Origin of the sequence: Porphyromonas circumdentaria (assembly GCF_900167105.1) — a bacterium.
Taxonomy (GTDB): domain Bacteria; phylum Bacteroidota; class Bacteroidia; order Bacteroidales; family Porphyromonadaceae; genus Porphyromonas; species Porphyromonas circumdentaria.
In genome coordinates, this window is record NZ_FUXE01000004.1 from 70,051 (window position 1) to 94,897 (window position 24,847).

The window sequence follows — 24,847 nt, forward strand, 5'->3', positions numbered from 1 at the left end:
ACGGTAAATGATACACTTGATGCGACAGTTGCGACAGTCAATGACACGGTAAATGATACAGTTGATGCGACAGTTATTAAAAGCATATAAAGGCTATGGACTACGATAGTTGCTACACCCCCCAATGCCCTAAGCGAGAAGCTTGCACCCTATGGCACAACGCTCTGCAAAGCCTCCAAGAGGGGGCTACCCAACTCAATATCACCAACCCCAAGCTCATCGAAGAGGCTGGTGGCTATGAGTATTGTCCGCTCCATCAAGAGCACAAACTCAGAAGTTTTGCCCGTGCCTTAGTTTGGACTTATCGGGAGATGACCCTTGACCAATTAGAGCGTGTTCATGCTGCTCTCATCAGTCACTTTGGGTATAGCAAGGTGGTGCGTATGCGCTGTGGTTACGAAGCGATTAGTCCAGAGGAGCAAGCCACCATTACGGGTATCTTTGAAACAGTGGCTCCTGGCAATAAACCTCAATACAAGGGGTTCGAAGAGCATTATACCAAGCCTCGGAGAGTAGAGGGTAAAGCAGCGCATAAACTACTCAAATAGGGAGTGAAGTTTTCCATTGTTGGAAAAATGTTTTTCCCTTCTTGGAAAATAGGTTTTCCTATAATGGAAAAGGAACAGAAGCCTTTAGTAAAAGAATAGATGATTAGGACAACGTAGTACTTACGATATGAAACAAAAACTCGAACTCACGTGGATAGGCAAAGGCGAAGAGGACGTCCTTGAGCCACGTATCCTTATAGAGAACCCCGAATACAGTTATGGAGACCCCAACACGGGCAACCTTCTCATACATGGCGACAATCTCCTCGCCCTCAAATCGCTCGTGGCCTCGGGCTATGCGGGCAAGGTCAAGTGCATCTACATCGACCCGCCTTACAATACTGGCTCGGCTTTTGAGCATTACGATGACAATGTAGAGCACTCCATTTGGCTATCGCTGATGAAGCAACGCTTAGAACTACTCCGCGAATTGCTCTCGACCGATGGTAGCATTTGGATAAGTATTGATGCCTACGAGTGCCACTATCTCAAAGTATTGTGTGATGAAGTCTTTGGACGCAACAACTTTGTGGACGAAATAATTTGGCAACGTTCGTATGCTCCCATCAATCTTAAGAAGACCGTATCTCGTGCGCACGATGCTATCCTCATCTATGCTCGCAACGCAGAGGGCTTCACACTGAATAAACTCCCTCGTAGTGAAGAAGCCAACAGCCGCTACAAGAATCCCGACAACGACCCAAGAGGTCCGTGGACTTCAGGACCTATACAAGTCGGTCCCCGGGTTGAATCTAATGTTTATCCAATAGTTACACCTTCGGGAAGAGTTGTTCTTCCTCCAGAAGAATTTAGTTGGAGATACAGCGAAAGTCGCTTGCAAGAGTTAATTGAGGACAATCGGATTTATTTCGGTGAAAACGGGGACAATGTACCTCGAATAAAGCGATTCTTATCAGAGGTTAAAGAGGGGGTTGTTGCTTTGAGCTTGTGGCTTCGTACCGAAGTAGGCGATACGCAGGAAGCCAAGCGAGAAGTCAAGGCTCTTAATGCTCAAGATGTTTTTTCTACTCCCAAGCCCGAACGCTTACTGGAACGAGTACTCACCCTCGCCAGCAAAGAGGGCGACCTCGTGCTGGATAGCTTCCTCGGTAGCGGTACCACGGCAGCCGTAGCACACAAGATGGGCAGACGATATATAGGGGTTGAGCTGGGTGACCATGCCTACACCCATTGCGTGCCACGTCTTCGGAAAGTAATCGACGGTACGGACAAGGGTGGTATTACCACTTCGGTGGGGTGGACTGGAGGCGGAGGTTACCGCTTCTGTGAGCTTGCCCCTACGCTACTCAACGAAGACGAAAACGGAGTGATGGTGATCAGTCCCGAATACAATGCCGATATGCTTGCCGCAGCCATGGCGTTGCACGAGGGCTTTCGTTATGCCCCCGACCCCGAAGTCTTTTGGAAGCAGGGACACAGTACAGAGAAGGATTATATCTATACCACTACACAGCATCTGACCGTGGAAACGCTGGAGTATATCGACTCGCTCCTCGCCGATGGCGAAACCTTGCTCATCTGCTGTACTTCGCACACGGCAGGTTTGGGTAGTCGCTTCCCTCGTATCTCTGTGAAGCGCATTCCCCGTATGCTCCTCGGTCGATGTGTATTTGAGCCTAAGCAAGATTATAGCCTCAATATCATAACCCTGCCCGAAGTAGAACCCCAAGACGAAGAAGACAATGAATAAGCGAGACAAAAACGAAACACTACGACAGGTGAAAAGTCGCCTCTCGATGCGAGAGCCTTTGGGCAAATGCTTAGACGTAATAGCCAACATCACGGAACGACTTACGCTCACGAAACGTCCCAGTGACCCAGCAGAGCAAAAAGACTTCCTAAGCGACGAGTTGGCAAAAGCACGCGAAGTAGTCCCCTCGCTCAAAGGTTTCGGACGTAGTTTCCCCTCGTTTACCTGCTCCATCGCCACAGGTATTGGCAAGACACGCCTCATGGCTGCCACCATTTATTACCTACATCAAGTGCATGGTATCAAGCACTTCTTTATCCTCGCTCCCAATCTCACCCTCTACAACAAATTGTTGCGTGATTTTGGTGATTCTGGTTATGATAAGTATGTATTCAAAGGCTTGGCGGAATATGTGACCCATCCTCCTATAGTCATTACGGGAGAAAATTATCTCACCCTTCGTCCCGATACGAGTGGGCCACAGCTTTTTGACTTTAAGAATATAGAAATTAATATCTTCAACATTGCCAAGTTTAACTCCGACAACAAGACCTCTAAGAAAGGAGGTGAGGTGTTGGCTCCACGGATGAAGCGTTTGTCGGAGTATCTCGGTACGAGCTATTATGACTACCTTGCCTCCCTGCCCGACCTTGTGGTGCTTATGGATGAGGCACATCGCTACTATGCCGATGCTTCCCGCTTGGCTATTGATGAGCTTGCCCCAGTCCTCGGGATAGAGATGACAGCCACTCCTCTCAAAAATAATAAGCCCGTAGAAAACATCATCTATGAGTACAATCTGGCAGAAGCTCTTCAAGAGGGCTTATATGTAAAGATCCCTGCCATTGCCAAACGAGCTAACTTCCGTAGCGAAAGACTTACACCCGCCGAGGTAGAGCGTATCAAACTGGAAGATGGTCTCTCGGTGCATCAGCACACTATGGCAAGTCTGGAGATCTATGCACGTACTTACGATAAACCTCATATAAAGCCCTTTGTGTTGGTAGCTTGCCGAGATATTGTGCATGCTCGAGAAACAGCTGAATACTTAGAAAGTGATAACTTCTACGGAGGACGATACAAGGGAAAAGTGCTACAAGTAGATAGCTCTACCAAGGGCGAAGATGACCTCGCACAGCTTTTCCTAACCATTGAGGAGACAGGGAACCCCATTGAGATTGTTGTACACGTAAATATGCTGGGCGAAGGATGGGATGTGCGCAACCTTTACACCATTATCCCCCTCCGTGCCGCGAACGCCCACACCCTCATTGAGCAAACCATCGGCAGGGGGTTACGTCTACCTTTTGGAGGTAAGCGCACGGGAGTGGACCATATCGATAAACTTACCATCATTGCCCACGACAACTTTCAAAAGATAGTGGATGCTGCCAATGAAGAGAACAGTATCTTGCGTCGCTGTCAATATGTAGAACTGGATGCAGAGGAGTTGGATGCCGAACCCGTAAACATCGTAACTGTCGAACCCAAAGTGAACGAATCTGTTGTGCAATATCAGGCTCAAGTCGCTACTGCCACAACAGATCAAGAGCGAGAGAAGGCTCAGGCTCTATGCGATGCTACGGAGGCAATACAAGCGGTACTCAGTGAAGTGGCAATAGAAACGCAATCGGCATCGATAGAGGAAATCGCAAAGAATGAAGAGAAATTGGAAGTGCTTGTGAATAGAGCCAAAGAAGCAGTGGCAAGGAAGGTTACGATTTTTACCCCTCTTATCCAAGAGGAGCTTAGCCCTGCTTTTGTGAAGGAAACCATCACTCGCTTCAAACGTAATTTGATAGAGATCCCTCGTATTAGCATCTTGCCTAAGGAGATACATTATGGCTTGGAACACTTCGACGTCGATTTTTCCAAAGGGCAATTCGATTTTATAGAGCGCAAAGAGCGTATCGTACGCCGAGACCTTGTCGATAACAAGCAGGAACTACTGGAGGTCGTGGAGAGTGGTCGCACGCAAAATATCAAGCACAAACTATTAATGCTACTTCTTGATGAGCCAGAGATAGACTACTCAGAGATGAGAGAGGAATTGCTCTATATCCTCGGTCAAGTATTAGAGTATATACGTATCTATAGTACAGATGATGAAGTTGCTATCCGTACGATTGACCAGAATTGTCAACTCATTGCCTCTCGTCTGTACGAGCAGATACGAGAGCACTTTATTCAGGAAGTAATAAGCTATGGAGAGGCAAAAGTCCTCCCCTTTGTTCGGATCGAGCCTATTCATCTTGGAGAGCGAACTGGTTACCCTCGCAAGACGCTCTATGAGGCCTTACCTTCTTTGCATCAAATCCGCCGCTTCATCTTCCATGGCTTTACAAAAGCTTGCCATGAATGTTATGCTTTCGACAGTGGTACAGAACGCAACTTTGCTCAGATCTTGGAGCAAGACGGCGAGGTGATCACATGGTTGCGCCCAGCAGCAACGCAGTTCAATATCCACTGGGGCAGAGAGAGTCGTCGCTATGAACCTGATTTCGTAGTGGAGACTACCGATGGTATTTACTTGGTAGAGACGAAAGCGAACACGCAATTGAGCAATGAAGAGGTGCAAGCCAAAGCCGAAGCCGCAAGGCAATACTGCCTCTTGGCAACGGATTACACCACAAAACACGGTGGTAAACCATGGACTTATCTTCTCGTTTCACATCTCGACATAGAGCCAACGTTTAGCTTCAAGTATGTTTGCGACTTAAGTAAAGGAAATTGACAACTCAATGATAAGGGTAGACTTTATAAGTCTCCTTCTCAGCTGATAGCATGGCAACAGACTATTTCTATATGTGCTCCTCCCTCCTTGTCTTCTGCGATGAGAGGGGGCAAGTCGCTACGGAAGAGGAACCGAAGGGTTGATGACAAAAGGACGAGGCATTGCTCTACAATGGACAGGGTGCTACAAAAGAAAACCCGAAGGCCGTAGTATCAGCTCTCGGGTTGTTGTCTGCTTTTGTTCTTTCTACTTTGCAAGAGGAAACCTGTGTCTGCGAGAGAAGCGAGCAAGCGAAACCCCACCTTGAACAGAGGATAGCACTGCTCAAGATGGAGGCGCGGAATAGAAGCGGAGTGAGGATTCCCGAAGGAACCCTATTCCGTTTAATGTTACCACTGTAAGAATTGGTAGCTAAGACCGACCCCTACGTAGGGACCTACACCCCAAGAGAAGTCTTTTTGCTTGAAGTTATAGCTCATTGTTGCGCCCACACCTGCCTGTAGGCCAAGTCCCCAGCGTTTGGGTTTGCGGCGTTTCAGTACAGAGGGGTCTACGAAACTGTTGAGTTTGCTAAATGTCACGTTACTGTTCGGACTGCGAGCAATCACCTCATAGTTCTCGGTAAAGTAGACTTCAAGAGGTACATCTATTTGATAGGTAAATTGCTTTAGGTGGAGATTATCGGCATCAATGCGTATGAGGCTATTGGCATCGATCGTCTCGTCGGCAAAGTGAATATTCACTAAGTCTCCTAATGTGTACTTTAGACTACTCTCTTGATAGATGGTATCACGTATTACAATGCTCGCATCTACCGCAGAAACAGGTCTTTTTCGTACCCGCTTTTTGAGGTCTTCAACCTTGTCGTAGAGTTCTTTATTCAAATCTCTCAGCTCTTTGATGGTAGAGATAAAAGATTTCTTCTCGGCATACAAACTGCCATTGGCAGCTTTGAAATAGCGAATGCTGTCTTGTACAGCCTCAATGTTGTGCCTTGCTGTACGTAGTTTGCGACGGGTATCTATATTCCAAGCGAATGAAAACAGAAGTGCCACAACGAGTAGAGCTAAGACTGAGCCCAAGATGATTTTCTTTTTCATACCAGTTTTGTTTTTTTTATTGAATATACATCAGAAAGTAAACACTCCATCTACAAGGGGGAAACAACTACACTCTCAATCCGTTAGATAGCCCGCTTTTTCAGAGAGAGTATTTGTTTATATTTCCTATTTGTAGATGTATTTATGGCGCGAATATACAAAAAAGATTGAAAAGGTGGATAAAAATATTTGTTTTTATTTTGATGAATGTTAGAAAGTTACTTGAGGTAGGAGGAGTAAATCCCTTCCTTTAGGCAGTATAGCTTGGGTTTCGGGAGGGCTAACTTTACCTCTTCTAAAACAGTATTAGCTTTGCCTTCATCTCACATTTTGGGTAGTAGGAGGGGGGGGGGAATGCTACGCTATCTGCTGTTGGGAAATTATGTTTGGAGACTTCTATGACGCTCTCTCTTGATTTCCCCCGAGAGTTTGCACCGAAAAAGGCTGAGAAAAGAGAACAAAAAAGAGTGTAGCTCCACGGAGGAACTACACTCATCGATTTTTGTAAGAGAATTATTTTGCTACCCTACGCAAAGGAACAAATCACTTGCAGGGTTCTTTTTAGGAAAGATGAAAGAAGCTAAGCCTCTTTTTAATATTCGTCCGAAACAGTTAGTTTGGCACGACCCTTAGCACGGCGTGCAGCCAAAACGCGACGACCATTAGCGGTAGCCATGCGAGAGCGGAAGCCATGCTTGTTCTTTCTCTTTCTGTTGGAGGGTTGAAACGTTCTTTTCATCGTTGTATGTAACTTATGTAAACTCTATTATACAATGCAATCAGGGTGCAAAGGTACTAATTCTTTTTCTTTTTGCAACCAATTACTCAACTCTTTGTACACAAGATGTACGGGAAGCCCCATAATATTATAGAAAGAACCCTCTATTCGAGCTATCGCCACGTAGCCAATCCACTCCTGTATTCCATAGGAGCCAGCCTTGTCGTAGGGCTTGTAGTGCGAGAGGTAGTATTCGATCTCTTCCTCGCTGAGTGGCGCGAACCAAACCTTACTCTCTGCCGAAAAAGAGTACCCCTTACCTAAGGGACTCATTAAGGCTACCCCTGTTATGACCCGATGCATTACACCGCTTAGCGTTTGGAGCATGTGGCGTGCCTCTTCGGGCGAGTGTGGTTTGCCGAGTAGCTCCCCCTCTTCGGTGAGAACCACCGTATCTGCCGTGATGAGTAGTTCGTCCGATGCGAGATGTTCTCGATAGGCCTGAGCTTTGCGGCAGGCAAGATGACGGGCTACTTCATGGGGCGGAATGTGTGTAGGTGGCGTCTCGTCGATGTTGGGCATGGTGCGTACTTCGAAAGGGATATCTAACCCTGCGAGTAATTCTTTCCGTCGGGGCGACTGTGAACCCAATATGATTTTATAGGGAAGTTGTATCATTGAATGTTGTTTGTTGTGTTGTTTTTATCATGTTGTATTGTTGGCTTCGAGGTAGTTTAGGGAGAAAGCTTACCAGTTGAGCCCCTCGCCTTGGGTAGCCCACTCGCCTTTAGCTCTTAGGGTCTGCTCTATGACGTCCCGAGCCACTCCCTCGCCGCTTTTGACGGGAGAGATGTAGCTCGCCACATTGAGGGCTTCCACCGAGGCATCGGCAGGAGCTACTGCCAAGCCTACGTAGCGCATCACTTCCATATCGGGTATATCGTCGCCTACATAGAGTATCTCGTGGGGTGCAAGCCGATACTTCTCGATAATCTTCTGTAAATCTCGCATCTTATTGCGTGACTGTTGGTAGTACTCGGTTACACCCAAATGCGCCATTCGCACCTCCATGGGGGGCATATATCCGCCCGTAATGATGCCTACTACATAGCCTCTTTTTACGGCATATTGCAGGGCATAGCCGTCCCGTACATTCACCGTGCGTATTGGGTTGCCATCTTCACCCAGTAGGGTTGTGGTGCGGCTCAGTACGCCATCTATGTCGAAAAGGAAAGCTCTTATTTGGGTTAGGTCGTAAGCTATACGGCTCATAATGAGTGTTATTGGTGGGTAGAAATAGATAACTTCTGATTTTTTTATGTATGCCTTTACTCTCAAATGAAAAAGGGTCTCTATCCCAGCGTTTTATATCTCCTGTGCAAACTCCAGTTTTCTCCTATGCAAACTCCAGTTATCACCTATGCAAACTTTACTTATGACCTGTCTAAACAAATGCAAGGGTCTATCTAAACGTTCAAAACCTATAATCCAAAAGGTGATTTGAATTACAGGTAGGGAAGCAACCCATTATTTCCTTTGCAAAGATATAGAAATCAGGCGAATAGCCAGTCTGATAAGATGTAAAAATAGGAATATACTACATAAGAGAGCAACTTTTGAGCTTATAATCCTCACGGCTTATTAAAATTCTTAAGGAGATGATGGGAGCTACTCCAAGGCCTTGATGGGTGTCGTGATTGCTTTGTTCTGTGAGAGATGGGAATTTTGGGAACCTTCCAATGGGTCTGTATGCGACACTCTTAGACAATTTTGTGATTCTGTTTTTCTCCCTACAATTGGGTATTTCCTCTCTTCGGTGGTTATTGTACCTTTAGCCCGACTAATAAAGTATAAACTATAAAACAACGAGAATATGCTGGGAACAATTCATACAAAAAGAGGAATCTTGGTCAATAACGCACTCCTACAACTGGTACACTTGCAGCTGGCTGCGGGCGAGAAGGTACCTGCGCACGATCATAAAGGACAGGAAGTATTCTTCACTCTGGTAAAAGGCGAGGTGGAAGTTACCCTTCAAGGCGAGGAGGTACACCACTTAAGCGTGGGGCAGGTGCTGCACTTTGCTGGGGAGGCAACGATAGGCGTAGAGGCAAAAGTCGATAGCGAGTTTTTCGTCTACTTGATTCACCGCCACTAACGTCGGTCGAATGCGAATTTTTAGAGGGAGGCCATTGTTAGGGTCTCTCTCTGTTTCTGTAGGCTACGTTCTTTCTTGCTCTCGATATAAATCGTATCTTTGCCAGCGACAAGCATCAAAAACAAAAGGCACTATGAAAAGAATGTACTGGATTATCATGTTGATTGCTATCGTGCTGATTATCGCGGTCGTGGTGGGGGCTGTAATCGCTTTTCTATATCTTCCCGAGAGTATGCAGGGGGTGGTATTGGGCGTTGGAGCCTTGGCACTCTTCAACTTGGTATTGGTGTTGGGCTTTACCCGCTATAATGGCAGGCGTCGTAATCGTCGCAGGTAATGGCGATGAGTGTTTGAGGCAACTTTTTTTGTCGCAGGGGGAGCTTTCTCCTCCCTTAACTTCAAAGGAGGTTTTTGAGAGGAGCGTTAGGCTCCTTTTTTATTGTGCCTAATTGCTTTTTCATTCGCTGTGATATTTTTTTGCAATAAATTGTTCTATTGTATAAAAATGTATACATTTGCGGTGAGGATAGAGTGGATTGTTGCCTCGGTACTGTTAAGGTTTGTTGTTCTCTGCTCTATGTTGTCCTAAAGATGCACAATATAGACCCTATCCTCGGGAGAGCAGACAGTGCGCTATGTATCTCTATGACCTATGTGAGGGATGTATCTGCTCCATAGTGTTTCTTTTAAGTGTAAAAAGTTTTGTTTAATGCAGGTGTATTTATGACTCAGAAAATTAAATCTTTTATAACGTTCGCGCTCTCTATATTGGTGCTCTTTAGCACGATGGGAGCTTCTGCACAGCAGAATGATGATCGCAGATTAGTTAATGTCTGGTTCGACAAAGCTCCCGAGGGAGGTACGGTTGTCGTTAAGCAGGGTAGTCGCATACTTCGCGATGGAGATATGGTGAGGAATGGCTCTACCATCACAATCCAAGCATCCGTAGCTGTGAGGGACTACTCTTTGGCGGTGCTAAGAGTGGGTGAAAAGCATTATGTAAACCATCCCGTGCAGAGCGTTTCTGTAAAGTATAGGGTAGAGGGAGAAACTTTCATCAAGGCAATTTTTACAGTGATTCAAGAAAACGCAAAATCTCGTGTGAATATTCAGAGCACGCAAGGGGGTATTATGGGAGTGTCTGTAGGAGATAGAAAAATATTTTCTGGTCAAGAGGTTCCTGTAGGTACTATATTGCGCATTGGGGCACAATCAGCTAAGAGCTACCTTCTTACTGCTATAAAAGTGCAGGGCGGTCAATCTTTGCTTGATGTGCCTTACACCAATGAACCTGTTGAAGTATTTTATCAAGTTCAAGATAGGAGTACCTCTGTAAATGTATTGTTTGAGCATTATAATTCCATCCCACAGAAGACGGTACCTCTCTGTATAAATACTTATGGAGACGGAGGTCGCCTATACGTATTCTTGGGAGATAAGCAGGTGCATAATAACGATCAAGTGCCCCTAAAGGGTATTTTAACTCTGAAGACCATTCCCGAAAGACACGGTTGGCTAACTAAACTTACGGTAGGACGCTTAGGTGTTGTGTGTGAGCCTATGGCAACTCCTTTTACCTATCGTCATGAGATTGGCGAAGCTGTTATTATAGCGGCAACATTTTCTACTGATCCATTTTCTCAAGAGAAGGGTAACCAACCTCGCAGTAATGAGGGTATTGAAGGAGCAAATACTGCTATTCTTTCGGTATTGAAAGATGGAAGAGAGATTTTAATAGAGCGTGCAGAACCCAACGTAGCTGTACAACTCTACAATATGAGAGGAGAGGTGGTATGTCAAGATCGCACCAACGCAGAGGGTTATTGCAAGCTTGTAGCTGAGGGAGTGCCCGCAGGGGCTTATCTATTCAATGCAGGCGTTGTAAGGCAAAAGGTTTTTGTCCATTAAAGCACTGCAGAGGAAAAAGCCCAATGGTTTGAAATAGTTAGTAATAATTAAGTTGTGATAGATGGGGAGGATTCCTATTTTTGGGGTCTTCCCTGTTTTGTTCTCGGGAGGAGAGTTGGGACTTTAGAAGTTGAGTAGGGAGTAGCGACGGCGTACCTCTTTCATATCAATTCGTTCCTGAAAGTGCCACCACTCTCGATGGTAGCAACGTAGCCCCACTTCTGCCATAATTTGGCGTAAAAACTCTCTATTGGCTTTTGCTTGGGGCGATATACGTCCCGCCTTTACCAACTGTTCCTCTTTGTCGGTATGTGCCTCCTCGCCGAAGTGGTCAAAAGGTGTACCCATATCAAGTAAATTGCCTTTTTCGTCTACTATACTGAGGTCTACCGCTACACCGTAGTTGTGTCTTCCGCCTCTGTCTCCATTGGCAACGTAGATTTTGAGCGGAGTATTGGCCACCAAAGCATACATTTTGCGCTGTACACTGATGGGGCGTGCGGCATCGAATATGACAAGACGATAGCCAGGGCGACGTCGGGAAAGAATAGTTTGCGCCTTGGCAATTCGCTGGGCAAATCCTTTTTCTAAGTAGGCTTTGTTGAGGTCGGTATAGAGTTGTTGTCCTGTGAAGTTGTCGGTTGTTGCGTAGCGCAGATCAATTACTATCTCGGGGGCGAGGGTGGTTACTTCTACCATTCCATGGCGGAGCATAAGGGCGTCTAAGGAGTGCTTCGAGCCTGCTTGTTGTACTGTTGGGTACGATAGAGAAGCCGTGTAAGATGTCTCGGCGGGAGAGAATAGTGTGCAGGCGCAGGATAAAAGGAGGGTGTGAAGTATCATATAGTTGTCTTTTGCGTTTGCCACAAAGGTAGGGAGTATTTGAGACTCTTACGCCTCCTCATCGGGTCAAGCCCCCGAGGTAAAAATACGGAGCTTATACTTTTTAGCATACTACCTTAGCTAAAGCATAAGAGGCTTATTGGAATTTCTGTTGAAGTCTGATATTCTTAGGGTCAAAACTGAATATATCTTTATCCCTGTTATTGCCCAGGGCTCACGCATTTGAAAATTCATAGATAGTCGATGTTGACAATATGGGAGGGGTCTTTCGTGGCATTAATCTTTTGTATGGCAGCAAGTGCTTTTTTCTTCTTTTTCTTCAATCTTTCGAGAAAGAACAGTGCCATTTTATAGATGATATTGACATTCTTGGCAGCATTCCCCTTACGTCTTAAAGATTTATCTTCTCCCATAATCACATCCAAACAATAATGTAGGTTATTCTCTATGGCCCAATGGTTTCTGATAAGGTGAAACACTTTGTCGGGCTCTGAAAGAGAGGAGATAAAGTAAGAGATTTCGACACTCTCCGAGCTGTCCCTTTTATTGTGTCTAGTCCTTGTCATCTTGTGAATGGAATGCAGTGCCACCCACTTGTCCAAATCTTTATACTGCTCAATCTCTTTAAATCTCTGTGGTTCAACGAACGACTCCATCACACGGCTCTCTATGCGACCATGACTGGCATTGACTTCTTCTATCTTAGTGATTTTGTCTTTGTAAAAAGGACTGAAAAAATCCTCTACCTCCAAGAGGGTCCCCTACTGATTGCCCTTTACATTCAGGATGTAATCCCCTGAGCTGTCCACAATCTTATTTACGATCTCTTTTTGTGTACCAATAGCATCTATGGTAACCACATTGCCTTCCAAGTCTATCAAATCAAGCAGCTTTTTGATGGCATTATTTCATTAGACTTTTGAGAGATATAGACCTGATTGAAAGAAGCTCTAAGTCCGGCAATATAGGCAGTAACAGAGTGTGCCTCTGCATCGGGACTGAGTTTTTTTACTCCCCGCATAGTCTTACCATCTATGCAGATATGCTGCCCCATCATTTCAAAAACCGAGGAGAGCCAAGCAGTAAAAGCTTCGATAAACTTTTCAGGATTTAGGAGAGCACAAGCATAACTGAAAGTGTCATGCGAAGGGGTGTATCGTTTTAACTTTCTCCAGGTTATTCTTGTGTATAGCTCTTTAAGGTCATCTTCATGCAGCTCTGCGTATAATTCGAAGTCAGCCCAAGTTGTATAGCCAGACATAATTGCACAGAACATGATTAGAAGCAGGTAGTCTATGGGGTATGTCAAATGATTCCCATGACGAGGGTCTGGAATAGTGGAAAGGATAGAGAAGATATTATCCATGATTCTATATCTGATATGACATTAATTGGTTGATAATCAGATATAAAGATACTGAAAAGTGTCGATATGGACAAGAAAAAACAAAGCTAATATGCTGAATATTAATGATTTATCATATACTTCTGTTCGGATGAAGACATTCAGATTTCAAATGCGTGAGCCCTGGCGGTTGCCCTGATGACAGAGAAGAAAATCGGCACGATTGATCCCGTTGCCATTCGGGAACTTATTTCGCAAGGTATTCCCATGAAAAGAAAAGAGAGTGAGATGAAACGCTCTTAATCAGAAGAGCGGTGTATCGAACTGGAACGTCCAAATGACGAACCAATATCAAAGGATTTTTCAAGAGCCCCAAGAAGAGAAAGGCGAAAGGCTGACAAGGGTGATTATGAGTTGCTTTTCATCTGTCGCAATACTTTGAAAAATCGCAAGACCATCTATATTGCCAAAGAGTTGCAAGACACATTGGCAGAGATAGTCATGTCTATGAGAAACAGGGATATGACCATCGGCATCTATGTGGAGAACATCATTCTCCATCACTTTGAAGTCTATAAGGACGAAATAAACAGATTAAATGAACTCAAATTCAAAAAGCTATTGTAAGATGAAAAAACAAAACGCAAGACAAAATGTAAGGCAGGCAGCCCGAACGGAAAACAAGAGTGTATCATCCAAAGTGACTATCCACAACTCTACTACGCTTATAGAGCGTTCGGAAACAGGACAGAAAAGCCGAAACAAGAGGTCGGTGATTACGAGGAGACTTTTCGAAAACGGTATATCATGAAAAAGGGAGTGTCCGTCTATGTTTCCCAACAGATGATGCAAATACTTAGCTTTATGAATTATTTAGCATTGATGATAAAAATTAATACTATGATATTAGAGAGGTTTATGTTTCAAAAGAATAATATAATAAGGTGGTCTCCGTATTTTATATAACGTATAACTACCTTGATTATATCTTCATCAAATCTATGATAAAACCAATGTGACAAATTAAGAGTAAAATTGAAACGAAGAGCAATTATGCAGTAGTTTCACGAAACACGAAATCTATCGCATCTACTCTTAAATATCTTCGTCAATTTCTGCATGAATGGCTTTCAGATATGCATTAATATCTATAGCGGGAATAGTGCCAATAAACTTTAAATAGTTTACAAGCTGAAGAAAGAATGTAAAGAGAGACACGTCTTTGTCGCTAAACATAACCTCTTTTACTTTGCGGCTTTCATACACTTGTCTTATATACTTGCGATTATCCTCGATACTGCAGGTTGGAGCTATACCTTCAGGTTCTGTTTCGTTATAATCAACATAAAAACTGCCTGTATCACAGAGACATCCTAAATCTAATGTCTGTAGCCCTTTCAATTCCTTTAACTTCTTTTTTACCGTATCGTTCCCACTATATGAACTAGTCGTAGTTAAAATACCGCCAATTATCTTAGTTAGTGGTCTAGCGACCGCAGTTTTTCCTGAGGCAACCATACCAATACTTGTTCTTTTCAGCGTACGAACGCTCTCAACTTTCTGGGCTGCATATTCTATATACCCTTTTACATCCTGTTTCACTTCAAACACGGCATACACGCTTTCTGCCGGTATATACATAAAACTATCCTGCTTGAATATGAAGGGTGTATAAATGGCATCATAAATGACTACGTCCATCTGTTCGCTAACATTGCCTGTCGAATCTATCACTATAGCCTTATCCACTTTATATCTGTCAGGAAGATAGGTCCGTAGAAACTCAATCCAATGTTGCTCCGTAGCATCACCTTTGCTGCCAGGATGTTCAATAAATTCCCTGTTTACATTCAGGCTAGCCAACATCTGGTTCTGCAAGCCATGAAATAAATCCCTTAAATCTATCATTTTCTTGTATTCCAACAATTGATTATTCATATAACAATAAAAGTTATGAGCACTAAGTCCATTACTTCTAACACTGACTATCAGTAGTAACGGATTCTTAATGGCCACTTCTTTCTCAATATCTATCATAGCCGCCAAGTCAGTGCTGCTATATTGTGTGGAACCATTTGGATGACTATGCCATTCGCCCACATATTGCAACCCCTCCTTGGCTAATTGTTCCCATACATTTTCCAAACCCTTGGTAATGCGCATAAACTTTGTCCTGCCAGTCAATTTTTCCACAGGCACCACAACTTTTTCTATATACACCGTATGCCTATCTGTAGAATATCGTCCTGCGAGCATTCCTCCGTTCTCGTTAGGATATTCGCCCTCAGCCTGCAACTTTATTTGGTTGAATACTAAGGTTGGTATCTCTATATACAAATCATTACTTGCCAAATAATACTTCATAACTTGTTTATCTTTAAATTCAAGTCGTCTTCTGTTATATAAAAATTACTTAAGGCTTCCTGCTTGCTCAACATCTTGATAATATGCTTCACGGCGACTTGCACTTTGCATTCTATGTCATTATACGAAGCCTTAAAGGTTGGATTCCAACATCCCGTGGGGTTATACATGTCGGTTTCCGCATCGTGCTTAAGCAAGCCATATATCAACAAAACTGTTTCTGTCACATTGGGCGAAAAGGCACATATCAAATCCTGTGCATGATTTGTTATAGATAGATTAACCAGCAGAGCTTTCGTACCCACGGAATCCATTATCCTCATTAACTGATTATCCGTAGTACAATCAAATATCACATCAAACCCGTCAAAGAACTCTGCAAGAGCACTTTTTTCTTCATGCCCTGCCGCATATGTTTTTATCACTAAGTCAGCAATAGACTTCAAACTGGAACATTCAACATGAGGCGAAATCTGCGTCAGTAAATTCGTTATATCCAAGGTTTTCTCAATTATACCTGTATAAAAAGGATATGCAGACCGGCAAACATTACCCGGTTCCTTGTTGTCTATGTCATATAGAGTCAGGTTTTTCGCACCACATCTTGTTAGAGTTTCAGCCAAAATACTTCCTATAGCCCCGACACCCATAATCAGCATTTTTTTGTTAGCCAGTTCTTCTGGCATAGCTCCACGCCCAAAGAAATACTTATAGGAAATATCCACGGTTTCTGCCCATTGGATTTGCCCTTGCCTAAAATCAGTGAACCAAAACCTGTTCTTACCAGTGCCCACCCGCACAGGTTCTATCGGCAGATCATCCATGAAGAGCATCATTGCCTGCCAGTGAACGCCGCCTTCAGGTATTCTATATCCACAAAACAACGGGAAGAAATCACACTTGTCTCTATGCGATACCACAAAACTATGGATATAGTTTTTCTGACTCTGCGAGAAAAGTCCCTTGATAGAATCGTAATTCTCAACAATAAACTTGTTGTACACCGATGGGATGTTGTTCAACAGACAATATACTCCCTCAAACGAAATTAATTCTTGGTAGGACTTGCTAATCCTACAGAACAATTCCTTCTTCTTTACCTGCACGCACGACACAAATTTTTGTGCCACATGGTTGATGACTGGCTTGTCATTTTTTCGACCTATTGGTAATGCCGCATAGTGTACCTCTCCATAATCTCCTTCAGTAAAATCCTCTTGAGTCTCTGCGAAGCAAAAAGTATAATACTGCTCGCGAATCAGATCATGGTTTACCACCAGATGCTCATAGTGTGCATCTTTTTCTCCCCTTACATAGTATTTCTCCACCCATTCCTTCAGCTGTTTCAAGTCGTTCACAAACTGACTTTCAGCATTCTCATATTCCGCAGGATGCATACAAAGATTCCCACCCTGCATAATGTGCGGATAGTCTAGCAGATTCTTATTTTGAAAATGGATAGGTTCACTGCCCATAGCTTTAAACGGGTAGGTAGGGCTGATTTCTACATTCCATTCCAAATTTGTATTGTCTTGGCCTGTAGCCACAGCAATACGACCTTTCAACGAGCCAGCCTCATCGATGGTAAAATCATCAACAAGGCTAACTCCAGAAAGGGTACCTATCAATTTCTTTATTTTATCTGCCGTCATCATATTCTATACTACCCGAATCGTTTTGTACTTGTAGGGTAAGCCGTGCCCGCATCCTTCTCTTTATATCCGCTATACCTCTCGTTTACTTTGAAGTAGTAAGGCAAGTACACATTGGGATTACTGTCTATGTTGTTGAGCATACTTTCCATATCCGATTTAAACGATTGTCTATCGTAGTCCAGCATAGCCTCCATTACATCGTTGTTCGTGTTACCTGGGTCAGAAAGGTGGAAACTGCTTTCTGCGATGTGGTCACGTAGATACTCCATCGTGTATTTTAATCTTGGCCAAAGACCCATATCACCAACATAGCCGTCTAAAGCTCTTATTACGGCCAGTTCAATAACGAACGACTTGTATTTCTTATCTTTCTGCTTTTTCCATATTTTAAGCAGACGGATAATTTGGCGCTCACTCGACTTACCTTCGATATGTGAAATCTGCTTCTGGATGTTCGTTTTCTGGCTTGATCCCTTCTTGAATCCCCAATGGTCTTCATTAAAACATAGGTTCAGATCGTGCGAATTAGAATAGTCACCATCGCTTAGTTCCCTGCCAGGTACCACATCAAGTTCAACCGGTTTTTCATCCCCCTCTTCAATAGGGAAACTTACGCCAATAGAAACCTTTTGCTTGCGAATAGTTACATTGCTGTTTTTATATTCTTCTGCAAGAAAATCGTGTATACTGTCAAACATTTCCTGTAATGTTCCAAAGGCATTATGCTTGAATGGCTCAACCAAATCAAGGTCGAATTTAACATTAGTGGCGGTATGCTTGGCAAAACTGCCAGAGCCAAACGATGAATACTTGTTGCTACCATAGTGATTATTCATCTTGGCCTTTATCTCCTCTCTACGTTTTTTGACTTTATTCACGAACTCTTGCACGTGACACATTTTGTGGGTGTCTAATACTTCTCTTAAATGTTTGTTCTCATCAAAGCTCATATTCTTTAAAAATTTGATTATGTTTACACGCCGTTTAGCAACTCTATCACTCTATGCACCTCAGAATACGCTATCAAATCCTCTGGTGATTCTTGACAGAGTTGGCACAACTTTTCGGAATTTGACATCGCACGTTCTAAATCACCATTCTCTGTCAGATATTTGTAAAGATTGGTGCGTATGAAATACCGTTTTGTCTTCTCGTACCCTGGCATATACTTCCGCAATTCAGGAAGCAGTTGGTTGTAATTCTCATATCTCCGACAAACAATATTAGGCAAGAAATGTAGCAGGAACCAGAACTCTGTGCAAGGATTAGTTTCTACAAACATCACCTTTCCAGCATATTTCTTTGCAGCATATTTCTTCTTTGCTCGCTGATACAATTGCATTTCCGATGGAAACTGAAATAGTCTGTCCATATCAAACAGACATACGATAAAATCATATTGTTTGCTCAAATAGGATTCAACCAATTTTAGAATATGTTTGATGTCGCTATGCTGCGGAAAGTCTGGCGCAACCTTGAAAGAGTAGTGACATGCAACTCTCAAAGAGTCGAAATAGAACCACTCGGTCTCTCCTTCGCCTATGATGGCGATACTTTTTGTTACTGTTCGTCCCATATTGTCAGTCGTTTAAGTTGATATACTGACTGCCAAGGAACGGCAGTTTTACTAATTTACCTTGTTTATAGGCATTATATGGAGAGAGATTCTTATGTAGCCCCAAAGAGGACAAACGCACTATTTTAGTTTTGCCCAATTCGTCTTTGTCAGTAAACCATATCGTATCACGGCGAATGAAATCCTCATTGAGAAGATTAATGTCGTGCGTTGTCAACAGCATTTGCGATGTTCCTTCACTATTCGCTAAAAAGACTTTTATAAAATAAGCCAGCAGTTCGTAATGGATGCTTGTTTCAACTTCATCAATAGGAACAAACCGATTGGTCTTTAGCAAGAAATTCAAAATTACGGCCATACCCAAAAACCTCATTGTACCGTTGGATTCGTATTCTTCCGACAAGTCATAAAGTTTGTCGCCAGCTTTATGTTTGAATGTCAATTCGGTATTTGTGATTTTTCCCTTTCTAAGTATGTCGGCTTTTGCTTCATCACCAATAGGGGCATTCTGAATCAGCTGCTCTAGTTCAGGGGTAATCAATTCCTCCTCCTCGTGTAATGCAACATCTTCTATGTTAAAGTCAGAGGCTTTCAGGAAGTTTAGGATGAACTTCTTCAAGTCGCCCGATTCGTCTTTGTCCAATCGTGATTTGACATAACCCGATAGCAACATACCCGGTGCCAGCACTTCTTTTACTTGTTTGGCAAAGTAATCGTACACATCATTTAGTTTCGTCCGCTCGACATTACTTTTACCAAATGCAGCAAGCACACTGCAATTATTAATAGTGTTGCCAGAAATCACATCTTGACTTTTCTTTGTCATTTTCAGATTTACACCGAAATCTATTGTCGTGGAATCTGTTGCTGCATCATAACTGCGGCTATACAATTTGGTAGGTCGGATAGAATCATAAACAATCAGCGTCTCAGAATGGATATATTTTGCATCCAATTCAAAAGCAAGGATATACTTCGACTGACCGATATAGAATACCATTGACATCTTAGTCTTTTCATCCCTTGATATATCATCCAGCATGAAAGGAACAACCCCAGTTTTCTCGTTTCGGTCTTTGGGCATCCTAAGCACAAGCATCCTGAAAAATTCAACAGCATTCAAGATGTTGGTTTTGCCGGAAGCGTTAGCACCATATATGATGCCTACTTTTAGCAACTTTATCCCATCCTTAACTTCATACGAATATTCGTCAGACATAAAAGTATCTGACGAAGGCTCAAAGCTTATCTTTTGTGGAGACTTTATTGAGAAAAAATTTTCAATGTTGAATTCTGCTATCATATTCGTTGAATTTATCTATTACACGGTGCAAATGTACAAATAAAATCTTACACGGCAAACTATGATTCGTGTTTTAGTAGAAAAATTACGAAATATGGTCGCAAGATGTATTTTATGTGATTTTTAGAAGTAAATTCAAATCAAGCCCATTCCCAATCCTATGATAGAATTTGTTTTGTTGTTTAGATTGTTGCAGTGGCTGAATAATAGTGCTAAAATGATACTAAATTGAAAGTCATCTGCTTTTATGTTACTGCAATATCGTAAATATCAGTATGTTAAAATATTACATCTTATTCCCCAAAGGCGGAGATATTTCCGTTGAGGAAAACCGATACCATATACTCAAAGATGTTGTCCACCTCATAGTATTTGCATTGCTATGCGATTGTCTTGCTTCTTCTTTTCATATATGAGCGTATTTAAGAAATGAGTAACCAAAATATTCCCCCAATGATGAGGGCATAAGCCAAGATGTACACTGCGATTGCCAAAACGATGGTGAGGAGCAGCCGAAAGAGAAGTTTTCCCACACATATCCCTGTCAGCCAAAGCCAGACACTTCCACCCCAAAGGAGAGAGCCTGCGAGTGCAAGTGCCACCCAAATTGATATTCTGTATCTCAGTTTCATCTTGTCTGATTTTTTTGATTTTATGCGGATTCCAGAGGTGAGGGAGTTGAGTTTCCATTTTTCATTTTCTCTGTCCTCGTGTTTCCGACATTTTTTTATGCGTCTTTCCGTCGGGTCGGTCGTTTTCGTTTCAGTGGCGTAAAAAGGTAGGGCTCAGGACAAACAAGGTTTTACGGCGAGAATACTACCTGCAATGAAATGGAAGTGTGGAGATTGTCGTCGTAACGGCTTGCCGCTCCGACCTTTTTTGTCCGTGAAAGCCCGAAACTACCTTTGCCGCTGACAACGAACAACCGATCCCGATGCGAATACATAGAATGGAACGTGGAGAGGAACACCGGAGAGGACAGAGCGAAAAAAATGAAAGGCAGTCTTCACAAGAAAGACTGACATAACAATGAATAATGAGACGAAAAGAATAAAGCTGTTTGAACAGAGAATTATTAGAAAAGAAAAACGGAGAAAGTTTCGTCTTTCTCCACAGATAATATTACCTTTGTCGTATTCAAAAGCGATTCTTTGAAAATGCAAAACAGGGAAGAATCTAGAACTTCGCTGGTTTCCTTATCGTTACCAACTTTTCTTTTTTTGTTGTTTCAATTCGCTGGAATATAGCTACTTGTGAGTTTTGCTATGTTTACTGGTATGAAAGGTTATAGGGGGTATCTGAAGTCTTTTGAGTAGTCGGGCAAAGTTGTCTCTATAAGATCGTGGGTCGACAGCGTGTGCCAATGAACCAACAACAAAAGCCGATGATGATTGTTTTTTAACAACTCTCAATGCTTCGAATAGCTGTTTTGAGATGGGTATCTCTCTAAAAGAATGTTTGGTCTTAGGGGTGGAGAGAACAAACTCCGTCGCTCTCAAGTCACAGTTGTATATGCGTCCTACTGTCTGAGACACTCGAAGCATTCGATGGGCAAGTCCACATCTGTCCATTGCAAGGCACAGACTTCTCCTATTCTCATTCCCGTACAGAGAGCAAGGAGTATTCCGATATTTTGGGAGTTAGGCTCTTTGAGTAGATGGGCCATCAGCTTTCTTTGATGGTTAATAGAGAGAACAGACAACCTATTATCTGTTTCCACCGTGGGGTAATAGAGTTGCCAATCTTCTCCGTCAAAAAGGCCGTGTCTCGCACCATACTTGATTATTGAGCGGAGAATCGCTATAATATCTCTGATACTTTTCTTGGCTAAACCTAACTCTACTTTGTGAATAATAAAGCGTTGTACTTCATCTTCATCGATTTTGTTTTTTTGTCCGAAGTGAGGTAGTAGATGAGTCTGGAGTGCAAGCCGATAAGCACACATTGTAGAGTACTTGACGAGAGGTCGCTTGGTCTCGCTCCATATTTGCGAGAGCTCTTCGAAAGTCTTTTGCATCTTGTACATATTTTAAAGTTCATAGACATATAAACTCTTTAATTATGTACCGAGATGGAGCGAACAACTATCTGTTGCCTTTGGAGCGGTTGTGTGTCTTGCAGAGCATTTCGCAGTTTTCGAGTGTCGTACTTCCCCCTTTATTCCATGCTGTTACATGGTCTGCATCCATCTCTGAGATTTTATAAATACGATCTTTATTAGCATTCTCTCCTATGGCACATAGGGGGCAATTCGATTTACCCTCTTTCTCGGCTTCCTCCGTCTGTCTATTGTAGGCAGTTTTCTTGTCTTTTTCATTAAATAAGCGTACATCTAGCAAGCTGGGGTTCTGCTCTCCTCCAAGTACATATTCGTAGATATTGCGAGGACATCTAATGGTCTCGTCTGCAAGTAATGCTTCGACGCGCTGAGTGATGTGGTCAATACTGTAGGATGAATTATGGTATGTCTCGTATAAGCGTCCCCATTCGACTCCACACATATTCTTTTCTATCATTGTAAACATTGTGGTAACCCAATCAATTACCGAACGGAAATAGTTCTCTAATTCTATAATATCACTATCGAGGCGGTGCATACTCATGTAAGCATCTATGCTCATCTGCTTGCTAGCACAGACCCACTGAAGGGCTTGTTCTAGATAGCCTTGTCGCTTAACCTCTCCCTTGATGTAGTGGCTCCACTTCTGTACCTCTGCATTCTGTGAATTACTAAATACACGCTTCGCGGCATTGACAAAGGGGCCCGAATAGATGGCGTTGCGTAACTCTTGCTCGTTGAGTGGTATACCTACTATATTGATGGTCTTGAACCACTCCTTTACTTCTCGCTCTTCGCCCTCACAGACATAAACCAATAGTTTTGAGTCTAAGATGAGTTTCTGCTGCTCCGCGGGAAGCCCCGAAAAGTATTGGATATTTCCATTCGCATCTTCGATAGCGAATTTCCCCGTTACGAAGCGACCTATGGAGGTGATGCGTTGCTGTCCGTCTAAGACTTCATATTGCCCCTCTGGGGTACGGTTGAAGTAAATCAAACCTAGAGGATAACGACTCAAAATGGACTTGATTACCGCAACCTCTTTCTTGCCCTCCTTGTAGATATAATGTCGCTGATACTCGGGCTGTATTGTCAACTGACCATTAAGACCGAAGAGCCCCTTACCCTCTAGTTCATTATAGACAAAGCCTTTGCAGATGTCTGCAACGCTCCATTCTGTATGTAATTCTGTTTGCATTGTATTACGTTTTTTTGTTAGTTACTTAGTTGAAATCTTAGGGTGTACAGAGAGTGAAGGAAAAGGATTTTCTAATGGGCTTTGGCATATAGAAAGCGGTATAGCACAAGCCCTTGTACAAAGGAAAAAGGTGTATAAGCGTATTTTTATCAAAGCAACCGTTTAATAAATATACGGCTATACATTCGTTTCCCTCTGATGTAGCCACGTCCACGCTCTAAGTTTAGGTCATATTCATTCCCTAAGATTTCAAATTGCTCTGGACAGTATTTGTCCAAAAAGGAGATAGGAACCCCCATTGCTCCCTCGTAATCTGAGGGTATTGCATCGGTAAAAGGAACTTCTATCGCATCATAATTATCATAGCGGTCATAAGCCTCTTTTTCTTTCATCTTCTTATTGTAGCGCAGATTGTCCGCCATTGTCATAAGAGTCAATGGTTGGTGGCGACGACCATGCTCAAGATTGGTTAGCCAAATACAGTTTCTGAATTTTACTAAGTTGGTCTTCGGATCATATACTCCTGTTGCATAGTTCCCTTGGAGGGCTGGGCGAAAGTATGCATTACCATTTGGAAATGGAATTCCCAACCACATCTTATTTTTCTTAATCAGAGGAAATACCTCCTTATAGGTGATGGCATTCATATTGCCGATAATGGCAAACTGCTTGCTGCCCTCGACAATCCAGGCTAAAAACTCACGGAAGAGAGAGAAGGGGGGATTTGTAATAATGATGTCGGCTTCGTCTCTCAGAGCCGTTACCTCGAGACTGCGGAAGTCGCCCGTCCCCTCGAGATATTCCCACTCTAAGTCATCTATTTCGATTTTGCCGTTACGATTGGTGTCGTGTGTGAGCGTAAAAATCTTGCCACAGATAGCCGTTTTTTCGGCCCTAAAGCGTGGATTTTCGGTTTCGAAGAGCGTCGGTTGCCAATCCGATTTGTAGTTCTTACTCTCCTGGGCAAAGCTCGTGCTGATGAGTTTCTTGAGGCCAAGCTCCTCAAACTTGGCGACAAAAAAGCGCGTGAAGTTACTCCACTCAGGGTCATCGCAGGGCAGGAGAACGGTTTTGCCCCGAAAAACGTCTGGGTCGTATTCTAGGTAGGCATTCATTTCTATTTCAATGTCGTGATACTGCGTATAGAACTCATCATTCTTGGCAGCTTTTGCCTCTTTCAAGTTGTTGTTTGCCATATTTAACCTTAGAAGTCTTATTAACATTGCAAAAATATGAAGTTATGAGGAGAGGTGAAGAAGGGAAACCACTATTTAGTACAAAAAAGTATCGGTTGGTGGAAAAAAGCAGAGTTTTTTAACTCTTTTCTTGTTGTGTCGTGTTTATTAGGGTCCGTTACAACGCTACTTTACACGTGTCTCAACCTCAGTTATAACGTGTGCTAACTTTCAATGCCGCTCCGTAATAGAAGGAGTTCGAAGAGTAGAAGGAGGATATCTGATTTATCCTAAAAAAGGGAGCAGCGTTCGTGTCTGTCGATAGCTTAGGAGGGAGCCATTCACAATGCTCTAAAGTAAATCTGCTTAGAGGAGAGCATGGGCTCTTTTCCCTTTAACGCCTGCTCCCTATGATGCCTTTAAGGAAATCGGAAAGAAAAGAAAGGAGAGGT

At 43.0% G+C, this 24,847-nt stretch carries 22 protein-coding genes and 1 pseudogene; 7 read left to right on the forward strand and 16 right to left on the reverse strand.

Annotated features, from left to right (window positions below; all coding sequences use genetic code 11):
• Positions 1 to 95 precede the first annotated feature (95 nt).
• The 3 genes from B5D06_RS02540 to B5D06_RS02550 all read left to right on the forward strand — a co-directional run bounded on the left by B5D06_RS02540 (position 96) and on the right by B5D06_RS02550 (position 4,993).
• Entirely contained in the window at positions 96 to 548 is a 453-nt protein-coding gene (locus B5D06_RS02540) for a DUF6078 family protein (protein WP_078736467.1), read from the forward strand.
• Positions 549 to 675: 127 nt separating this feature from the next.
• A complete protein-coding gene (locus tag B5D06_RS02545; RefSeq protein ID WP_078736468.1) occupies positions 676 to 2,259 on the forward strand; it encodes a site-specific DNA-methyltransferase in 1,584 nt (527 codons plus the stop codon).
• Positions 2,252 to 4,993, forward strand: coding sequence for a DEAD/DEAH box helicase family protein (locus B5D06_RS02550; protein WP_078736469.1), 2,742 nt, complete (start codon positions 2,252 to 2,254; stop codon positions 4,991 to 4,993). Before B5D06_RS02545 ends, B5D06_RS02550 begins: the two co-directional genes overlap by 8 nt.
• Before the next feature lie 389 nt (positions 4,994 to 5,382).
• Here B5D06_RS02550 and B5D06_RS02560 read toward each other — a convergent pair whose 3' ends face one another.
• The 4 genes from B5D06_RS02560 to B5D06_RS02575 form a co-directional block, all read right to left on the reverse strand.
• Positions 5,383 to 6,093 (reverse strand): DUF6808 domain-containing protein, encoded by a 711-nt coding sequence (locus B5D06_RS02560; protein ID WP_078736471.1) that lies wholly within the window; start codon positions 6,091 to 6,093, stop codon positions 5,383 to 5,385.
• A 592-nt stretch (positions 6,094 to 6,685) separates the two neighbouring features.
• Complete coding sequence (gene rpmH / locus B5D06_RS02565; RefSeq protein WP_025842589.1) at positions 6,686 to 6,832, reverse strand: 50S ribosomal protein L34; 147 nt, start codon at positions 6,830 to 6,832, stop codon at positions 6,686 to 6,688.
• Between the two features lie 27 nt (positions 6,833 to 6,859).
• Positions 6,860 to 7,489 (reverse strand): Maf-like protein, encoded by a 630-nt coding sequence (locus B5D06_RS02570; protein WP_078736472.1) that lies wholly within the window; start codon positions 7,487 to 7,489, stop codon positions 6,860 to 6,862.
• A 69-nt stretch (positions 7,490 to 7,558) separates the two neighbouring features.
• On the reverse strand, positions 7,559 to 8,083 hold the full coding sequence (locus B5D06_RS02575) for a KdsC family phosphatase (protein WP_078736473.1): 525 nt from the start codon (positions 8,081 to 8,083) through the stop codon (positions 7,559 to 7,561).
• A gap of 601 nt (positions 8,084 to 8,684) precedes the next feature.
• On the opposite strand from B5D06_RS02575, the gene B5D06_RS02580 reads away from it, so the two are divergent.
• From B5D06_RS02580 to B5D06_RS02590, 3 genes are all read left to right on the forward strand, one after another.
• On the forward strand, positions 8,685 to 8,969 hold the full coding sequence (locus B5D06_RS02580) for a cupin domain-containing protein (RefSeq protein WP_078736474.1): 285 nt from the start codon (positions 8,685 to 8,687) through the stop codon (positions 8,967 to 8,969).
• 133 nt (positions 8,970 to 9,102) lie between these two features.
• Positions 9,103 to 9,306: a hypothetical protein gene (locus tag B5D06_RS02585; protein WP_143742589.1), complete on the forward strand. Its 204-nt coding sequence runs from the start codon at positions 9,103 to 9,105 to the stop codon at positions 9,304 to 9,306.
• 386 nt (positions 9,307 to 9,692) lie between these two features.
• On the forward strand, positions 9,693 to 10,877 hold the full coding sequence (locus B5D06_RS02590; protein ID WP_078736476.1) for a hypothetical protein: 1,185 nt from the start codon (positions 9,693 to 9,695) through the stop codon (positions 10,875 to 10,877).
• A gap of 123 nt (positions 10,878 to 11,000) precedes the next feature.
• Here B5D06_RS02590 and B5D06_RS02595 read toward each other — a convergent pair whose 3' ends face one another.
• The 3 genes from B5D06_RS02595 to B5D06_RS09055 form a co-directional block, all read right to left on the reverse strand.
• Positions 11,001 to 11,744, reverse strand: coding sequence for a M15 family metallopeptidase (locus B5D06_RS02595; protein WP_234989543.1), 744 nt, complete (start codon positions 11,742 to 11,744; stop codon positions 11,001 to 11,003).
• A gap of 206 nt (positions 11,745 to 11,950) precedes the next feature.
• Positions 11,951 to 12,472 (reverse strand): ISAs1 family transposase, encoded by a 522-nt coding sequence (locus B5D06_RS09050; protein WP_234989544.1) that lies wholly within the window; start codon positions 12,470 to 12,472, stop codon positions 11,951 to 11,953.
• 125 nt (positions 12,473 to 12,597) lie between these two features.
• Positions 12,598 to 13,086, reverse strand: a complete 489-nt coding sequence (locus B5D06_RS09055; protein ID WP_234989545.1) for an ISAs1 family transposase — start codon at positions 13,084 to 13,086, stop codon at positions 12,598 to 12,600.
• A 177-nt stretch (positions 13,087 to 13,263) separates the two neighbouring features.
• Between B5D06_RS09055 and B5D06_RS02605 the strand changes: the two are divergent.
• Positions 13,264 to 13,692, forward strand: a pseudogene (locus B5D06_RS02605) (DUF3408 domain-containing protein).
• Between the two features lie 468 nt (positions 13,693 to 14,160).
• On the opposite strand, the gene B5D06_RS02615 reads toward B5D06_RS02605, so the two are convergent.
• The 9 genes from B5D06_RS02615 to B5D06_RS02665 all read right to left on the reverse strand — a co-directional run bounded on the left by B5D06_RS02615 (position 14,161) and on the right by B5D06_RS02665 (position 24,416).
• Positions 14,161 to 15,429: a DUF6602 domain-containing protein gene (locus B5D06_RS02615; protein ID WP_078736478.1), complete on the reverse strand. Its 1,269-nt coding sequence runs from the start codon at positions 15,427 to 15,429 to the stop codon at positions 14,161 to 14,163.
• A complete protein-coding gene (locus B5D06_RS02620) occupies positions 15,426 to 17,081 on the reverse strand; it encodes a ThiF family adenylyltransferase (protein WP_184227885.1) in 1,656 nt (551 codons plus the stop codon). The genes B5D06_RS02615 and B5D06_RS02620 overlap by 4 nt, the downstream gene beginning before the upstream one ends.
• 11 nt (positions 17,082 to 17,092) lie before the next feature.
• The gene (locus B5D06_RS02625; RefSeq protein WP_078736480.1) at positions 17,093 to 18,034 is read right to left on the reverse strand and encodes a nucleotidyltransferase family protein; all 942 of its coding nucleotides are present in this window, start codon (positions 18,032 to 18,034) and stop codon (positions 17,093 to 17,095) included.
• Positions 18,035 to 18,057: 23 nt separating this feature from the next.
• Positions 18,058 to 18,660, reverse strand: a complete 603-nt coding sequence (locus B5D06_RS02630) for an RloB family protein (protein ID WP_078736481.1) — start codon at positions 18,658 to 18,660, stop codon at positions 18,058 to 18,060.
• A gap of 4 nt (positions 18,661 to 18,664) precedes the next feature.
• Positions 18,665 to 19,963, reverse strand: coding sequence for an AAA family ATPase (locus B5D06_RS02635; protein ID WP_078736482.1), 1,299 nt, complete (start codon positions 19,961 to 19,963; stop codon positions 18,665 to 18,667).
• 422 nt (positions 19,964 to 20,385) lie between these two features.
• Entirely contained in the window at positions 20,386 to 20,595 is a 210-nt protein-coding gene (locus B5D06_RS09130) for a hypothetical protein (RefSeq protein ID WP_078736483.1), read from the reverse strand.
• 887 nt (positions 20,596 to 21,482) lie between these two features.
• Positions 21,483 to 21,980: a tyrosine-type recombinase/integrase gene (locus B5D06_RS09060; protein ID WP_234989547.1), complete on the reverse strand. Its 498-nt coding sequence runs from the start codon at positions 21,978 to 21,980 to the stop codon at positions 21,483 to 21,485.
• A 67-nt stretch (positions 21,981 to 22,047) separates the two neighbouring features.
• Positions 22,048 to 23,220: an HNH endonuclease family protein gene (locus B5D06_RS02655; protein WP_078736484.1), complete on the reverse strand. Its 1,173-nt coding sequence runs from the start codon at positions 23,218 to 23,220 to the stop codon at positions 22,048 to 22,050.
• A gap of 149 nt (positions 23,221 to 23,369) precedes the next feature.
• Positions 23,370 to 24,416, reverse strand: a complete 1,047-nt coding sequence (locus B5D06_RS02665) for an adenine-specific methyltransferase EcoRI family protein (protein ID WP_078736486.1) — start codon at positions 24,414 to 24,416, stop codon at positions 23,370 to 23,372.
• Positions 24,417 to 24,847 lie beyond the last annotated feature (431 nt).

What these genes read in the sequence shown, in the direction of transcription:
- B5D06_RS02620 (WP_184227885.1), bottom strand. Translation starts at nt 17,081, where the DNA reads ATGACGGCAGATAAAATAAAGAAATTGATAGGTACCCTTTCTGGAGTT.
- B5D06_RS02550 (WP_078736469.1), top strand. Translation starts at nt 2,252, where the DNA reads ATGAATAAGCGAGACAAAAACGAAACACTACGACAGGTGAAAAGTCGC.
- B5D06_RS02625 (WP_078736480.1), bottom strand. Translation starts at nt 18,034, where the DNA reads ATGAGCTTTGATGAGAACAAACATTTAAGAGAAGTATTAGACACCCAC.
- B5D06_RS02615 (WP_078736478.1), bottom strand. Translation starts at nt 15,429, where the DNA reads ATGAAGTATTATTTGGCAAGTAATGATTTGTATATAGAGATACCAACC.
- B5D06_RS02560 (WP_078736471.1), bottom strand. Translation starts at nt 6,093, where the DNA reads ATGAAAAAGAAAATCATCTTGGGCTCAGTCTTAGCTCTACTCGTTGTG.
- B5D06_RS09060 (WP_234989547.1), bottom strand. Translation starts at nt 21,980, where the DNA reads ATGCAAAAGACTTTCGAAGAGCTCTCGCAAATATGGAGCGAGACCAAG.
- B5D06_RS02575 (WP_078736473.1), bottom strand. Translation starts at nt 8,083, where the DNA reads ATGAGCCGTATAGCTTACGACCTAACCCAAATAAGAGCTTTCCTTTTC.
- rpmH (WP_025842589.1), bottom strand. Translation starts at nt 6,832, where the DNA reads ATGAAAAGAACGTTTCAACCCTCCAACAGAAAGAGAAAGAACAAGCAT.
- B5D06_RS02580 (WP_078736474.1), top strand. Translation starts at nt 8,685, where the DNA reads ATGCTGGGAACAATTCATACAAAAAGAGGAATCTTGGTCAATAACGCA.
- B5D06_RS02590 (WP_078736476.1), top strand. Translation starts at nt 9,693, where the DNA reads ATGACTCAGAAAATTAAATCTTTTATAACGTTCGCGCTCTCTATATTG.
- B5D06_RS02630 (WP_078736481.1), bottom strand. Translation starts at nt 18,660, where the DNA reads ATGGGACGAACAGTAACAAAAAGTATCGCCATCATAGGCGAAGGAGAG.
- B5D06_RS02570 (WP_078736472.1), bottom strand. Translation starts at nt 7,489, where the DNA reads ATGATACAACTTCCCTATAAAATCATATTGGGTTCACAGTCGCCCCGA.
- B5D06_RS02585 (WP_143742589.1), top strand. Translation starts at nt 9,103, where the DNA reads ATGAAAAGAATGTACTGGATTATCATGTTGATTGCTATCGTGCTGATT.
- B5D06_RS02540 (WP_078736467.1), top strand. Translation starts at nt 96, where the DNA reads ATGGACTACGATAGTTGCTACACCCCCCAATGCCCTAAGCGAGAAGCT.
- B5D06_RS09055 (WP_234989545.1), bottom strand. Translation starts at nt 13,086, where the DNA reads ATGGATAATATCTTCTCTATCCTTTCCACTATTCCAGACCCTCGTCAT.
- B5D06_RS02635 (WP_078736482.1), bottom strand. Translation starts at nt 19,963, where the DNA reads ATGATAGCAGAATTCAACATTGAAAATTTTTTCTCAATAAAGTCTCCA.
- B5D06_RS02545 (WP_078736468.1), top strand. Translation starts at nt 676, where the DNA reads ATGAAACAAAAACTCGAACTCACGTGGATAGGCAAAGGCGAAGAGGAC.
- B5D06_RS02655 (WP_078736484.1), bottom strand. Translation starts at nt 23,220, where the DNA reads ATGCAAACAGAATTACATACAGAATGGAGCGTTGCAGACATCTGCAAA.
- B5D06_RS09130 (WP_078736483.1), bottom strand. Translation starts at nt 20,595, where the DNA reads ATGAAACTGAGATACAGAATATCAATTTGGGTGGCACTTGCACTCGCA.
- B5D06_RS02665 (WP_078736486.1), bottom strand. Translation starts at nt 24,416, where the DNA reads ATGGCAAACAACAACTTGAAAGAGGCAAAAGCTGCCAAGAATGATGAG.